The organism is Steroidobacter sp. (assembly GCF_036402275.1).
Taxonomy (GTDB): domain Bacteria; phylum Pseudomonadota; class Gammaproteobacteria; order Steroidobacterales; family Steroidobacteraceae; genus Steroidobacter.
This window is the reverse complement of sequence record NZ_DASWTF010000008.1, coordinates 1-14,618: the sequence shown is the minus strand read 5'-3', so window position 1 is coordinate 14,618 and position 14,618 is coordinate 1. Positions and strand designations below refer to the sequence as shown.

General features: G+C 58.7%; 10 protein-coding genes and 1 pseudogene. 7 read left to right on the top strand and 4 right to left on the bottom strand.

Annotated features, from left to right (window positions below; all coding sequences use genetic code 11):
• Positions 1-12: 12 nt before the first annotated feature.
• Together VGD45_RS02540 and VGD45_RS02535 are read right to left on the bottom strand one after the other, a co-directional pair.
• Complete coding sequence (locus VGD45_RS02540) at positions 13-531, bottom strand: hypothetical protein (protein WP_331153693.1); 519 nt, start codon at positions 529-531, stop codon at positions 13-15.
• Positions 528-5,900, bottom strand: a complete 5,373-nt coding sequence (locus VGD45_RS02535; RefSeq protein ID WP_331153692.1) for a hypothetical protein — start codon at positions 5,898-5,900, stop codon at positions 528-530. The genes VGD45_RS02540 and VGD45_RS02535 overlap by 4 nt, the downstream gene beginning before the upstream one ends.
• Before the next feature lie 343 nt (positions 5,901-6,243).
• Here VGD45_RS02535 and VGD45_RS02530 point away from each other — a divergent pair, with 343 nt between their 5' ends.
• On the top strand, positions 6,244-6,594 hold the full coding sequence (locus VGD45_RS02530) for a hypothetical protein (RefSeq protein WP_331153691.1): 351 nt from the start codon (positions 6,244-6,246) through the stop codon (positions 6,592-6,594).
• Positions 6,582-7,037, top strand: coding sequence for a hypothetical protein (locus VGD45_RS02525; protein ID WP_331153690.1), 456 nt, complete (start codon positions 6,582-6,584; stop codon positions 7,035-7,037). Before VGD45_RS02530 ends, VGD45_RS02525 begins: the two co-directional genes overlap by 13 nt.
• A gap of 88 nt (positions 7,038-7,125) precedes the next feature.
• Here VGD45_RS02525 and VGD45_RS02520 read toward each other — a convergent pair whose 3' ends face one another.
• Positions 7,126-8,280: an MFS transporter gene (locus VGD45_RS02520; protein ID WP_349263197.1), complete on the bottom strand. Its 1,155-nt coding sequence runs from the start codon at positions 8,278-8,280 to the stop codon at positions 7,126-7,128.
• A 226-nt stretch (positions 8,281-8,506) separates the two neighbouring features.
• On the opposite strand from VGD45_RS02520, the gene VGD45_RS02515 reads away from it, so the two are divergent.
• On the top strand, positions 8,507-9,004 hold the full coding sequence (locus VGD45_RS02515; protein WP_331153688.1) for a helix-turn-helix domain-containing protein: 498 nt from the start codon (positions 8,507-8,509) through the stop codon (positions 9,002-9,004).
• A gap of 99 nt (positions 9,005-9,103) precedes the next feature.
• Here the strand turns inward: VGD45_RS02515 and VGD45_RS02510 are convergent, their stop codons facing one another.
• Positions 9,104-9,556 carry a YaiI/YqxD family protein gene (locus VGD45_RS02510; protein ID WP_331153687.1) on the bottom strand — a complete coding sequence of 151 codons (453 nt, stop codon included), beginning with the start codon at positions 9,554-9,556 and terminating at the stop codon, positions 9,104-9,106.
• A gap of 786 nt (positions 9,557-10,342) precedes the next feature.
• Between VGD45_RS02510 and VGD45_RS34280 the strand changes: the two are divergent.
• The 4 genes and pseudogenes from VGD45_RS34280 to VGD45_RS02500 all read left to right on the top strand — a co-directional run.
• Positions 10,343-10,468, top strand: a pseudogene (locus VGD45_RS34280) (phage integrase N-terminal domain-containing protein); the annotation flags it as partial.
• Between the two features lie 17 nt (positions 10,469-10,485).
• Complete coding sequence (locus VGD45_RS34275; RefSeq protein ID WP_414717551.1) at positions 10,486-10,845, top strand: integrase domain-containing protein; 360 nt, start codon at positions 10,486-10,488, stop codon at positions 10,843-10,845.
• 515 nt (positions 10,846-11,360) lie between these two features.
• On the top strand, positions 11,361-12,557 hold the full coding sequence (locus VGD45_RS02505) for a hypothetical protein (RefSeq protein WP_331153686.1): 1,197 nt from the start codon (positions 11,361-11,363) through the stop codon (positions 12,555-12,557).
• Positions 12,554-14,365 (top strand): ATP-binding protein, encoded by a 1,812-nt coding sequence (locus VGD45_RS02500; RefSeq protein WP_331153685.1) that lies wholly within the window; start codon positions 12,554-12,556, stop codon positions 14,363-14,365. Before VGD45_RS02505 ends, VGD45_RS02500 begins: the two co-directional genes overlap by 4 nt.
• Positions 14,366-14,618: the final 253 nt, after the last annotated feature.

Genomic DNA, 14,618 nt, shown 5'->3' with positions numbered 1-14,618 from the left:
AGATGGCGCGAGCTACTTCGTGGCAGGGTCGCTATAGCTCGTCGCCTGTGCAAACTCATCGACGCTGCCATCGGGTTTGTATGCAACGCGGGTCCGGCTGATCTCGACCTGGTCGGGCAGGTAGCGGTAGGCAGTCAGACCGATGACTCGGTCGCCGGCATACGTGTACTCGCGCAAAGGTTTCTTGAAGCTGATGCTCGCTGGATCCTTGTCGATTTCCGCGATCACCTTGCCGCTGCCATCCGTGACGAATTCGAGCAGATCATTGGGGGGAGACACGGCCAACGCCGCCAGCCTCGGGTCCGCAGGCGGCGTCGAGTCCGCACGTTGAGGTTGTCCAACGGGGCTGGGTTGCGCGACCGTGCCGCCGGATGGAGTCGCATCGGAGCGCAGACCCGAAGCCACTGTGGCCGAGCCCGCCTGATGAGCCGATGCGGGCGCCTCGGCGTTACGGCCCGCCGAGCTCAGATAGAGCGCGCCGGCGATGATCGCCCCGAGAGCGATCGCTCCATAAAGCGTGGTCTTGTTCATTGCGCAGTGAAGATCAGATTGTCGATCCAGGCGTCGCCATTGGGGTCGTAGATGATGTCTTTTTCGTATCGGAACTCGATGTCATGCAGGCCCGCCGGCACTGCGATGGACACCTGATTCCACTGATTACCGCCGGGCGCGTGGCGCACCACTGTTCCATCGAGCAAGACGGCGAGCATGCTACAGCAGCCGTTGGTGTCGACCTTGGCCTGGAAGCTCAGTTGCCCGGCCGCGAAGTAACCTCTGAAGCGCGTGCTGACGATCTGATTGTTACCTGGGATCGTTGCGGTTTTGTAGCTCGCCGAGCCGTGGTAGGCGGTGGTCGGATCGATAACCCAGCCGGCGTTACTCAGAGCCGGCGTCGTCCAGGCGGCGAGGGCCGGGTTGTTCTCGAACGATTCGCTGTAGCTGGTCAATGGTTGGGGTAATCCGGCCGGATCGGTGGGATCGCCGCCATAGAGGACTTCGTCCAGGTCGTTGAAGCTATCGGCGTCGGTGTCCTGGCCCCAGGGATCGGTTTGATGCGTGATGACCTCGGCATAGTCGTCGAGCCCGTCGCCATCGCTGTCGATGTGCGCCGGGTCGGTGGAGTAGGTGACGATCTCCTGCTGATCGGTCAGGCCGTCGCCATCGGTGTCATCGAGCGTCGGGCTCGAGTGATTTTGATATTCCGTCTGGTTGTTGACGCCGTCGCCGTCCAGATCTGTCAGCGCATCCGCCGGGTTCGAATCGCTCAGCCCGTACAGCTGCTCCCACCAGCGCGGCAGCGTGTCGCTGTCCTGATCGTAGAAGGGCAATCTCACGAACGCCGTCGCGCCATTCATCGCATGCACCAGATAAGTCTCCGTCGCGCCGAACGCCAGCGCGACGGGCTGGCCCGCATACTGGTAGCTGGCGAGTACGGTGCGGCTCTGCGCATCTCTGATCTCGACGCGATCGTTGATGTCGAGGTCGATGAGCAGATTGTCGCGCCAGCGCGCGTCCTTGATCGAGCGGCCCAGCGAGCCTGCGTATCTCATGCTCTGCTGGAAATAGAGATCGCCGCTGCCCAACACCACGTATTTGCCGTCGCCCGAGCTGCGGATCGGATCTTGAATCGGGAAGTCGCCGTGATAGGGCGTCTCACCGGCCGAGGCGATCGCGCCGGTCGCCTGGTCGATGACTTCGTAGTGCAGATCGTTCGGACTCATGCCGTCCCGGAAGAAATACACGCGCGAGCTGACAGAATCCCAGGCATAGTCGCGCGACACGTGATTCCAGTCGGCCTGATCCACGATGACGCCACCCTGATCGATCACATAGTGGGTGGCCCACGCGCCGCTGCCGTCCTGGGCCAGCATGTAGTTGCCGACAGAGGCGAGGCCGCCGACGCTCATCGCGATGTTCACGTACGGCGTCTCGATTCCGCTGCTCGAATTCAAATCGATATAACGAATCGCGCCGGTGCTGTAGCCGAGATACAGACGCTGATGCGCGCTCGAGTACGCCATCTCGGTCGGCGCGAGCGTGGTGAAGCCCTGGTCGACGCCGACCGGATAGGGATTCAGGTACGAGCCCGTGGCCATCGACCAGCGATACACGCGTCGATTGGCGCTGCTGAGCAGATAAATCGTGTCGCCGTGAGTCACGACTTGATCCGGCACATAGTTCGGGATGGTGGCGCCGTAGTCGCAGTTCACGCCATCGCCGTGCGACGAAAGATAGCAGGCTGCGTCTTGCGGATAAGCGTCCAGGGTCAATCCCGTCGTGCTGTCGCTTTGCGTGCGGCCCGCGTTCCATGCGTCGGGATAGCCGTCGCGATCGGTATCGACCGAGGCGGCGCGATCGAGCGGGAAGGCGTCCGAGGTGTTTGGAACGCCGTCGCCGTCGCTATCGTCGTTGGGCACGTAGATATGGAACTGCACGGCGCCGTTGTTGACGATGAGCAGCGCCATGCGTGTATCCGAGCCCACGATACGCAGCGCCTGACCGGTGAAGGTCAGTTGCTCGAGCGTGTGCAGGTTGGCGCCCAATCGACGCAGCATCGTCTGGTTGGTCGCGCTCGTCAGTGTCACCAGCGAGCCGTCCGCGAACCAACGTGCGTCGGCGACCTGCATGCCGATCGAGCCCGCCCAGATCAGCCCGTTCTGATTGTAGATATCGCCGCTGCCGAGCAGGACGTACTGGCCGTTCGCGGACACGCGGATCGGCGGCTGAATGTTGTAAGACCCATGATAGGGCGTCTCACCCTCGGAAGTGATCTGGCCGTTGCTCTGATCGATCACTTCGTAGTGCAAGTCATTCGGGCTCATGCCGTCGCGGAAGAAGTAGACGCGCGAAGTCACCGGGTCGTACGCGAACTCACGTGAGTGATAGTTCCAATCCGGATTCGCCGCGAGGGCGCCGGTGTTGCTGAAGACATAGTGAGTGCCCCATGCGCCACTGCCGTCTTGCGCCAACAAGTAATTGCCGACCGCGGCCAGCCCGCCGATGCCCATCGCAGTGTTTGTGAACGGGATCTCGGCGGTGCTGCCCGAGCTCACGTCGATATAGCGGATCGCGCCGGTGCTGTAGCCGAGATACAAACGTTGGTGCGCGCTCGAGTACGCCATCTTGCTCGGGGCAAGCGTGCTGAAGCCTTGATCGATGCCGACCACGTACGGATTGAGATACGTGCCGGTGGCGATCGACCAGCGATACACGCGCCGATTGGCGGTGCTCAGCAGATAAACGATATCGCCCTGCTGAACGACTTGATCCGGCACATAGTTCGGAACAGTGGCGCTGTAGTTGCAGTTCACGCCATCGCCGTGGGAGACAAGATAGCAGGCGGCGTCCTGCGGATACGCGTCCAGCGTCAGACCCGTGGTGCTGTCAGTCTGTGTGCGGCCTGGGTTCCAGGCATCGGGATAGCCGTCGCGATCGCTGTCCACTGACGCGGCACGATCGAGCGGGAAGGCATCCGAGGCATTCGGGACCCCGTCACCGTCGCTGTCGTTGTTCGGCACATAGTCATGAAATTCCACGGTGCCGTTGTTGAGTACGACCACCGCCATGCGCGAGTCCGAGCCGACCACACGCAGCGCGGTGCCGCTATAGGTGAGCTGCTCCAACGTAGCGAGGTTCGCGCCCAGGCGGCGCAACGTGGTCTGGTTGTTCGCCGTGGTCAGCGTCACGAGCGTGCCGTTCGCAAACCAGCGCGCGTCCGCAACTTGCGAACCGATCGAGCCTGCCCACGTCAGCCCGTTCTGATTGTAGATATCGCCGCTGCCGAGCAGGACGTACTGGCCGTTTGCGGACACTCGGATCGGCGGCTGAATGTTGTAAGAGCCGTGATAGGGCGTCTCACCCTCGGAAGTGATCTGGCCGTTGCTCTGGTCGATGACTTCGTAATGCAAGTCATTCGGGCTCGTGTCGTCGCGGAAGAAATAAACGCGCGAAGTTGTCGGATCCCAGGCGTACTCCCTGGAGTAGTAGTTCCAATCCGGGTTGGCCATGAGGGCGCCGGTATTGCTGAACACATAGTGAGTCGCCCACGCGCCGCTGTGATCCTGCGCCATCACGTAGTTGCCCACGGCCGCCAGGCCGCCTACAGCCATCGCCGTGTTCGCGAATTCAACTTCGGCCCCGTTACCGGCGGCCACATCGATGTATCTGATCGCGCCGGTGGTGTACCCGAGATACAAGCGTTGATGCGAGCTCGAGTACGCCATCTTGGTCGGCGCAATGGCGCCGAAGCCCTGGTTGATGCCGGCTACGAACGGATTGATATAACGCCCACTCGCGATCGACCAGCGATACACGCGTTTATTGGCGGTGCTCAACAGGTAAATGGTGTCGCCGCTGCTGACCACCTGATCCGGCGCGTAGCTGGGGATGGTGGCGCCGTAGTCGCAGTTCACTCCGTCGCCATGCGAGCCGAGATAGCAAGCCGAATCCTGCGGGTAGGCATCGAGGGTCAGGCCCGTCGTGCTATCGCTTTGAGTGCGGCCGGCGTTCCAGGCATCGGGATAACCGTCACGATCGGTGTCGACGGATGCGGCGGCGTCGAGCGGAAAGGCATCCTGCGTGTTCGTCACGCCATCGCCATCGCTGTCGTCATTGGGGACGTAAATGCTGATGCGGACCGCGTCGCTGTTCACGACGATCACCGCCATCTTCGCGTCCGTGCCTACGATGCGAACGCCCTGGCCGGAGTAAGTGCGCTGTTCGACATTCGTCAGCCGCTCGCCGCTCAGACGACGCAGCGTGGTCTGGTTGTTCGCGCTCGTCAGTGTCACCACCGAGTCATCTGCGAACCAGCGCGCGTCCGCGATCTGCGAGCCCAACGAGGCGGTCCACGTCAGGCCGTTCTGGTTGTAGATATCGCCACTGCCGAGCAGAACGTGTTGGCCGCCGTTCGAGACTCGAATCGGCGGCTGAATCGAGTAGGCGCCGTGATAGGGCGTTTCGCCCATCGAGGCGATCTGGCCGGTCGCCTGATCGATGACTTCATAGTGCAGATCGTTCGGGCTGGTGTAGTCCCGGAAGAAGTAGACGCGCGAGGTGGACGGGTCCCATGCGTATTCCCGTGAGGGGTAGCTCGAATACCAGCTGCCGCCCTGGCTCGTCACGGCGCCGGCGCTGTCGAGCACAGTGTGCGAGCTGCCTGGGCTCTGGGCGAGCAGATAATTGCCCACGGCCACCAGGCCGCCCATGCCCGATACGTTCGCGAGCGGAACGAGGGCTTTGCTGTTCGAAGTCACATCGATGTACTGGATCGCGCCGGTGCTGAGGCCGAGGTACAGGCGCCGATGAGCGCTCGAATACGCCATCTTTGCCGGCGTCGGGCCATTGGAGCCGACGGGATATGCATCCAGATAGCGCTCTTCGTTGAGCGACCAACGGAACACCAGGCCGTAGCTGTTGTTCAACAGGTAGATGACGTCCTGGCCGTCGAACGCCACGCTGTCGGGAACGTAGTCGGGCACTTCCGAGACCACTTCGAACTCGACGGTTGCGGAGCCCACCGTCACACGAACCAGCGTGGCGCGGGAATAGTCCGTCGAGACGCGTGCGCGAACCGTGAGTGACTGGCCTTCGCTGATCGTTCCGGCGCTGCTGGTGAAGGCGCCGCCATTGATCGAGTATTCGCCATCCGTGATGCTGATCGGGACCGGCGCCGAAATGCCGGTGATGGTCACGCTGTGGGAGGTGACCGATGAGCCGCGCGTCGCATTGTCGACTTTCTGGAACTCGAATGCGTTGGGGGTCGTGTCCAATGGGGCGGGTGGGGGATTGACGGAGCCACCGCTGCCGCCACCTCCGCTGCCGCCACCACCTCCGCCACAGCCCGCGGCGAGCAGACACAACAGTCCCGCCATCACCCAACGTGATACTTGTTTACGCACGCCCGCTGACCCTTATCTTTTGTTGGCGTCCTGAACCTTATGCTGCAGTGTATCAGCGGGCAGGATCGGGCGTTCGAACGAATGTATTAACGACATAATGCGGCCGATACATCTGCCGTTATGTCGCCGTCTCGGAAGCTTTCCGGAAACGTATTCACCAATCGTACTACTACGTAGGGATAACTTTCGTCAGGTTACACACGTCCGTCTGCGCTGCAGTTCGTGAATTAGTCGATGGTTGCTGCAGGCGTGCGCTCCTACAGTGCCCGACTACGTGCCTACATAATTAAGCGTGAGAGGAAACATTCCGATATCACGCATTCCGGGAGTCACGATGCAGACCATGACGCTTTTCGCTTATCAAAGGCCATCACGCGTTGCCGCGTTGCTGGAGTCGCTGCTGCAAGCGGGCGGATATTTACCGGGCAACGCTCGCAAGGTGACCGACCGCAGCGAGTTACCCTCCGCTCTGCAAAAGATCGTGATCCAGGCGCAAAACAGCGAACGGGTGTGGAGCGCCTGGGCCAATCAAGAGTGGATCGGTTTTTTCACAGCTGAGATGTCGTTGGAGCTGTCACGCGAACGTGGCTGCCCGGCGCTTCACGTGGGCTCGTACAAGGGGGACGGCAGGCTGGAAGCATGGCAACTCTGGACGTGCTTGAAAGACGGCACGTGGCAGCAATGCGCGCTGTAACGGACGATGCGAGGGAGCTCGCTCCGCCACGACTGTGCGTAACTTCAGTTGCGTATGGTGAGCTATCTGCAGACGAGGAATGCACGATCGGGGATTCGTCGTGCCCCTGCAAACGCCTGCTGCTCGTCGAATGGTTGGTCCAGCGCTTCGCCGTCACTACTCACTATGTACCCGAGACCGCACGACGACTGCTCACGCCAGCCGATCTGCCGCCTGCGTTGGAGCGCGTCGCCATGCGGGCGCAACGCTGCTTGCAAGCATGGTTCGCCTGGACGGATGGGCCCAGGATCTGGTTCGTCGTGGCCGAGATGGCGACAGTTCCCGGTTGGCGTTGCGAGGAAAGGGCCGTGCGAATGTTCTTCTACGATGACGATGGCCGGTTCGTCTCCTGGGGCACTTGGGCGTCGCTGTCCGAGAGCAACTGGATGCTTTGTGAGCGATAGATGAGCGATCAGACCAAGATCGCCGACCCAAACGGCACCGTTCGCGAGTTCGCGCCGACAACGCTCGCTGACAGCAACCTACCAATCGCTATGAGTTGCCGCAGTGAGCCTCGCTTGAGTCGCCACGCCGCTCGCCGATACGGCGGGTCAGCCACCAGAACACTAGGCCCGCTGCACTAAAGGCCGCGCCGAGAATGGCCACCCCATGCCAACCGCGAAAAGCATAGATCGTCGTTGCCGAGATCGCGCCGATGCCGCTGCCGATGGAATAAAACACCATATAGCCACCGACCAGGCGGCTTCGGGCTTCAGGATGCGCAGCAAAGATCAGGCTCTGATTGGTTACGTGGACCGCTTGCACGGACAGATCCAGCAGGATGACGCCGACGATCAGAGCAATTAGCGAGGAATGCAGGAATGCGATCGGCAGCCAGGAACTGGTCAGAAGGGCCAGCGCTATTCCGGTCGTCCATTGTCCCAGTCCACGATCGGCAAGGCGCCCAGCGCCGCCAGCGGCGAGAGCACCGGCCAATCCAGCCAGGCCGAACAGACCGATCTGGGTATGCGACAGAAATAGAGGCGCTGCGCTCAGCGGCAAGACCAGTGCGGTCCACAGCGTGCTGAAGCTTGCGAAGATCAGGAGCGCCAGGACGGCGCGGACCTTCAGCAGCGGATCACGCAGGAACAGCGAGGGTATGGAGCGCAGTATCGTTCCGTAGCTTTCGAACGTCGGTGTGGCGGCATTGCGCGGCAGGAGCCAAGCGAGCAAGGCGCTCATGAGAAACATCAGCACAGCGGAGGTGAGATAAACAGACCTCCAGCCACCCAGATCGGCGATAGCCCCCGCTACGAATCGGGCCGAGAGAATGCCGACTACGACACCGCTGGTGACGAGACCCACCGCGCGTCCGCGTTCGGAGGGCGTGGCGAGCGTGGCGGTAAAGGCGACGAGAACCTGCACCACCACCGCCAGCAGCCCAACAACGATCATCGCACCGAACAGCACGCCGGCATGATGTGCCGTGCCGACAACGACGAGTGCTATCGCCAACAGGAAGGTTTGAGCGACGGCGAGCTTTCGACGATCGACGAGATCGCCAAGCGGCACGATGAAAAGGAGGCCGAGCGCATAGCCGGCCTGGGTCAGCAGGCCGACAAGTCCGATCGAGGCCGGGCCGATCGCGAAGGCAGCGGCCATCGAATCGAGCAGCGGCTGCGCATAGTAGACATTGGCGACACTCATCCCGCAGCCGCCGGCAAGCACGAGCAGCAGGGTGTGTGTCAGTCCATAGGACTGGTCGTGCTGACGCACCCCGGCGCCAATCGCCTCATCGTCCTTACCCGCGAGTTCCGTCATGCTGACCGCAGCCTCGATTCCGAATCTGGTCCTATATTGAGACCACTTGCGGGCGGCGAAATCTAGTTCTATTTTAGGACCAGATATGCAGCGATAAGTCGGAGGACGCGTGGTGGTAGCGAAGCGAAGCAGTGCGGCGGATGCGGATTGTCCCGTCGCTCGGGCGCTCAATGTCATTGGCGACTGGTGGTCGTTGCTGATCGTCCGCGACGCTCTCGACGGCGTGCGGCGCTTCAGCGACTTCCAGTCGGGACTCGGCATCGCCAAGGGCATGTTGGCAACCCGGCTGCGCGATCTCATCGAGCGTGGCGTGCTCACGACGGAGCCGGCTTCGGACGGCAGCGCTTATCGGGATTACGTGCTGACGGAGCGGGGGCGCGGACTTTTTCTCGTCATTGTCGCGCTTCGCCAATGGGGCGAAGGTCACTTATATCGGCAAGGTGAGCGTCACTCCTTGTTGGTCGATACCGCAAAGAGCAAGCCTGTCGCTCGCCTGGAGCTTCGGTCGAGGGATGGGCGCGTGCTGCGCTGGAATGATACGCGCGTCCAGAAGACTGACGAAAAATCTCAACCGCATCGAGTCACGGCGCGACTGCCCGCTCGCAAGTGAGGGAAGCCGCACTTTCGTCATGCCGTGTCCGGCAACGTAGTCACTATCGTCCGTGAGGCGGGTTTCACCACGCGCATCGCCAGTGTATTTGGCGTGCGCTCACCGACGCGCGCGCTTTGCCAAGAACGCATCGAGGCTGTTTGCAAATGCCTGTCGGTCTCGTTGACTCAGCGCGCTGGGTCCGGCCGTCGCAACGCCGCTGCCACGCAGCTCGTCCATGAAGTTCCGCAGCGACAGTCGCTCCCGGATGTTGTCCTTCGTGTACAACTCGCCGCGCGGGTTTAGGGCATGGCCACCTTTGTCGATTGCCGCCGCTGCCAGCGGAATATCTGCGGTGATCACCAGGTCCGCCGCAGCGAGCAGCTCAACGATGCGTGCGTCTGCAACGTCGAGTCCGGGCGGCACTTGTAACGAGCGAATATACGGCGATGGTGGGATCCGCAATGCCCGGTTCGCGACCAGATTGATCTGCACGCGCTCGCGCTCGGCGGCGCGAAACAAAATTTCCTTGATTGCGCCTGGACAGGCGTCTGCATCGACCCAAATCTGCATCGAGCTCTCAGTTTCTCGCTTCTGGTGCGATGACTTTACAGCAGCGGAGCGGACCTCGTGCAGGTCTTCACGATCTGGGTCTCGAGATAGCGGGGGATGTCTGAAGAGAGCAAGCGCCGTCGGAGAGGTGCGCGATGACACACCGACCGATCACGGATGAACTCGTCTGTCTGAAGCATGCAATCGACCTTCTCAAGGTCGCGGAAGACATGGTGCAACCTGAGAACTTCGAGCGATACCGGCCCCATGGCGTCTGTCAGCCGGATGGCTGAACGCTGGTCGAAGAGGTGATGTCGGCGTTCACTGCGTAGTTTGCCGCGCAAGGCGGTGCCAAATGATGGCAACGCAGGACGTGACGCGCATTTGAAAATGGGGAGGGTAAGGGACCGCACGGAGGTCGGCGCAACGAAGCTCCTTCCGTCGACGTCAGCCACCGTGAGCGGCCCGCCAAGGGCAGCCTCGATCTCGCGCTCACGCGCGAGCTACAGCTCATGCCACCGGCACGTGCTGTGGTGAGGCCACGAAACTCAACAGGCCGGAGTAGCACATCCGGCCGTTCGCGATGGAAGAAGGCAGGAAAAAAATTCTGCCGGGATTGCCCGGATGTGCGGATCGAAGTGACTGTGTGGATCGAAATGACGAGGTAGAGAGCGATGAGCAGAAGAACAGAGCTTCAGGCCGATCTTCAGCGGATCGGCTATCAATCGGGTCGCGCACATCTCACACGACAGGCGCGGAGCAAAACATTAAAACGTTCGCCAGAGTAATGCGGGAGCAGACTACGGGATTCACTCCGCCGCGCAGATTGGCGGCAAACATCTGCAAGCGTTCGTCCGAGATCGGTTGGAGATCGGAATTGCAGGTCGAACGGTAGCAAACGAGATGAGCCATTTGCGTGCGGTACTGAAGCATGTCGGTAAGCAAGGCTGGTGCGCAGTCCCGCTTATAGCAATCGATCACTGGGTATTCCTCAAGGCAGCCGCATTGGAACAAAGCAGCCGCTGTCGGACGCCAAGATTCGTGCGTTCCAGGAACGCATGGAACGATTGGGCAGACCGAAGATCGGCGCACTTTTGGGGCTACAGCGAGCGCTCGGACTTCGGGCAATGGAAGCCGTTCGCGCCGGCCAGGAAGACACGCTACATCGCTTGCACCGCGAATTGGCGCAGAGCGGATGCGCGCGCGTGTTCGGCCGGGACCAAGAATGGACGGCCGAGGGAGGTACATCCTGCGGACGTGGGGCGAGCTCTCGCAGCCGCGCAGCACGCGCTGGAGATCCTGGAAATTAGCGGAACACGCTTCCTTGTGACCCGAAGCCAATGGCGCTGAAACAACGAGCCTGAAGCAAGCGGCGAACATATATAGAAACATTTGCAACCGCGCCGGCCTTCAGAGCCACGTCACCCGCTATGCTTTCTCGGAAGATCGTATCCAGGCGTATCGAAGTGAGGGCTACGTACGGCGACTTCTCTGGATCTCGGTCATGGTGGCCGAGGGCGATACGTTGCGAGCGTGTATGCCCCCAGCGGTTAGGTTCGCCGTTGCAACCGTTCTGCGGGCCCATTGCTCTGCCTCACGGTGGGCGCATCCTGGTCGGTACGGGCACTGCAGCAGGATGCTGAGAGAAGCAACTGTGTCTCGTGACGCTTGAGTGCAATGTAATGAATTCCGACAGGGGCGTCTCAGTGGCGAGCGTTATGTGATCTCACACGTTGCTTGCCGCATCTGAGAGGGCTTATCGTCATGCGAAAGGCAGCAGACGCGGGCGCCGGGGTTTTAGGGTTAATAGAAAGAGGGGAGATTTGTGATTTCTCTTGGCGAAATCTATGACAAGGACATCAATTTTCTCCTTGGCTCGGGAGCGTCCTTTGGAGTTCTTCCAACACTGAAGCTGGGACTTCGAACGGAAAACGGGCAGCGCTGGACACTTGAGGAGCTTGCAACCCAGTTCGAGAACGCGAAAGATCAACGATACATCCCGTTATTCATGCACTACTACGTATCATGCATACGGCCTGCGCAGCTTTTAGATGTTGGCTCAGTTACAGACGAAGTCGGCAAGAATGTACTTGCAAACTATCGGATGTTCTTGGAGACGGTGCTGAGCATGCTTCAAAGGCGGCCGGCTCTCGATCGGCGGTGCAATCTCTTTACCACAAACTACGATGGTTGTATTCCGCTCGTTGCGGACGACCTGCTTCGCCGCGGTTCGTATGACTTCGTTCTCAACGATGGAACGAGAGGCTTTCGCAGAAAATTGCTAGAGGCTCGCAACTTCAATAGCTTTCTCTGTCAAACGGGCGTTTTTGATAGACATAAGAGTAGTGTTCCGCAGATCAATCTCATCCACCTGCACGGGTCGGTTTATTGGAGCAAAGCTGAGGATGGGATCGAGGTCAACTACTCGATTAACACTGGTAATGATCTCCTGGATGGGGCCGCTCGAGAGAAGCTGGCCGCGTTCTCGGCTGGGTTGATGAATGCCGAGTTCAATCTGGCGCAGTTGGTCCAACCAGAGTTCGAGCCCGAGGAGCTAGACGCCTTCTGGGAAAAGTACGAAATTATTCCCGTCGTAAATCCCACGAAATGGAAGTTCCACGAAACGGTGTATGAAGAGCATTATTACCAGATGCTACGGTTGTTGAGTTATGAGCTAGAGAAGCCAAACGCAGTCTTGATTACCTTTGGTTTCTCCTTCGCAGACGAGCACATTTTAAACTTGGTCAAGCGTTCTCTCTCGAATCCTCATCTCCAAGTTTTCATATGTTGTTATGGGAAGTCTACCCACGAAATACTATCCGCTCAGTTCCGGCAATACAGCAACGTGAAATGCATAACGCTTGACAATGATGAACAGTTGGACTTCTCGGCGTTTAACAGCAAGATCTTCACTGGCCGAACCGAGAAGACTGTAGAGGCCATGGCGCCGGCGAACATTCAAGGGCAGCCGGCCGTCATTCCCCTCGTGGCAGCCGTGCCAGCGAACGAGAATGTTGCATGACGATCCGCGTTGGTGAGGTGATCGCTGTCAACGGAACGAAGATCACTCTAAGAATCGATGAGGAGTCCAGCAAGGAGACTCTTTTCTACGCCGGTGAGAAGTACAAAGGCGTTTCGATCCGTGAATATCTCGCGATCCAGAGAGGTTTCCGCGAGATCATATGTGTCGTTGAGGGCGAGTATTTGGACGAGACGCGGGTCGATAGTACAAACGGTAAGGTGGGCTATATCCGCAAGGTTGAGGCACGTCCCATAGGATTCTTTGATCAGATTGGATTCAAGCAAGGCATCAAGTATTTGCCGATGATTAAAGACGCAGCCTTTCTTCTGCAGGAGGAGCGTATTGCGTCCATATTTGACCGCGGTGGGGCAACAAGTTTCTTCAGGATAGGTCGAATGCTGAAGGAGGAGATTGCCGTTAGCCTTCCATGGAGGCGATTGTTTAATAGTCACATCGGAATATTTGGAAACACCGGTAGTGGCAAGTCGAACACACTGGCAAAGCTATATACAGTCCTATTCGAGCAGAAGTTGCAAGCCATAGCAGGAAAGAGCAAATTTGTAATTCTTGATTTTAATGGCGAGTACACAGGAAACCAACTGGTCCCCAGTGCATCGAAGATGGTTTATTTACTCGCGACACAGTCATCGAACATTGCGGGTCAACAACTGCCGGGTTCGTTGTTTCCACTCAAGGCTGAGGAGTTCTGGGATCTGGAGACATTGTCTCTGCTGTTCCAAGCGACACCAAATACACAGCGACCTTTTCTCAATCGGGTGATAGAGGGTCGTCGACGCTATGAACAGAATCCGGGGTCGCTCACGGCCTTTGCGAAAAGGAAGTTTCGAGACGCGTTCTCGGCTGGGCAGCCGAAAGCCGCTACGCTGGATCTGATGCGATCAGTGGCGAGAATGGTGGCCAATCAAGCATTGATTGATCTACTCAAGGATGTGAGCTGGAATTCTGTGCACTCAAGATTTGTCTGCAATGGAACTTGGTTTAATCCAGATGGTTTAGGCTACGATGCGGAAGTCGCGCCTACAGTTGAAATGATAGACGCTAGTGGCTTGGATGCATTCGATCAGCTGTTGTTGAGAGTGAACCTTCAGCTAATCGGTGATCTCATTAATGGTTATGTGCAGTTCGATCATATTCAACCATTACTGAAGCGGGTCGAGTCATCGCTGGTAAGTCTTCGAAAAGTTCTAATAATTGGGCAAGCGACGCCTCCTGAGAAACTACTTACAGTTATTTCACTTAGGCGGTGCAACAACGAGACCAAAAAAGTGCTGCCGCTGCTGTTCGCAAAGCACTATTACAATTTTCACAAAGATACGGTGGCTACGCCTCCCGACAAGACAGTGCATCTCATCGTGGATGAGGCGCACAATATTTTGTCACAGCAGTCAACCCGTGAAAGTGAGAGCTGGAAGGATTATCGCCTGGAGCAATTCGAGGAAATAATCAAGGAGGGGCGAAAGTTCGGAGTTTTCGTGACGGTTGCAAGTCAACGTCCGGCTGATATCTCACCTACCATCGTGTCGCAACTTCACAATTTCTTTATTCATCGACTGGTCAATGATCGCGATCTCTTTCTGATCGACAACACCATAACCACGTTGGATGCACTGTCTCGCAGTCTTATTCCGGGCCTTGCGCAGGGTAGCTGCGTTGTCACCGGAACTGCGTTCGATTTGCCAATGGTGCTGCAAGTCGATCGGCTTGATCGAGACAAGCAGCCGGCCAGCGAAGATGTTGATCTCGAACAATTGTGGAGCGAAGCTGCTGGGGCAAACGTTCCGGCATAGCGGTTGGGGCTGATGCGCCATTTGACTGCCAGCTCAGCCAATATCCCAGACTTTGGAATTGGCGTGATCAAGGGGAAAGCGGAGTCACAGATCAACTTTGCGCCCAGTTATATGTATTAGTTTCGACTTGATCTGACACCCCTCTTGCAAAGAGCGGGGTTACCCGGTTCGATGGTTGTTACCAGGCAATCACCTAACCAAGAAGAGTAACCCCGCAATGAATGTTTTAAATCAGAGCATCATCAAGCACAAG

What these genes read in the sequence shown, in the direction of transcription:
- VGD45_RS02520 (WP_349263197.1), bottom strand. Translation starts at nt 8,280, where the DNA reads ATGAGTGTCGCCAATGTCTACTATGCGCAGCCGCTGCTCGATTCGATG.
- VGD45_RS02540 (WP_331153693.1), bottom strand. Translation starts at nt 531, where the DNA reads ATGAACAAGACCACGCTTTATGGAGCGATCGCTCTCGGGGCGATCATC.
- VGD45_RS02510 (WP_331153687.1), bottom strand. Translation starts at nt 9,556, where the DNA reads ATGCAGATTTGGGTCGATGCAGACGCCTGTCCAGGCGCAATCAAGGAA.
- VGD45_RS02525 (WP_331153690.1), top strand. Translation starts at nt 6,582, where the DNA reads ATGCGCGCTGTAACGGACGATGCGAGGGAGCTCGCTCCGCCACGACTG.
- VGD45_RS02530 (WP_331153691.1), top strand. Translation starts at nt 6,244, where the DNA reads ATGACGCTTTTCGCTTATCAAAGGCCATCACGCGTTGCCGCGTTGCTG.
- VGD45_RS02500 (WP_331153685.1), top strand. Translation starts at nt 12,554, where the DNA reads ATGACGATCCGCGTTGGTGAGGTGATCGCTGTCAACGGAACGAAGATC.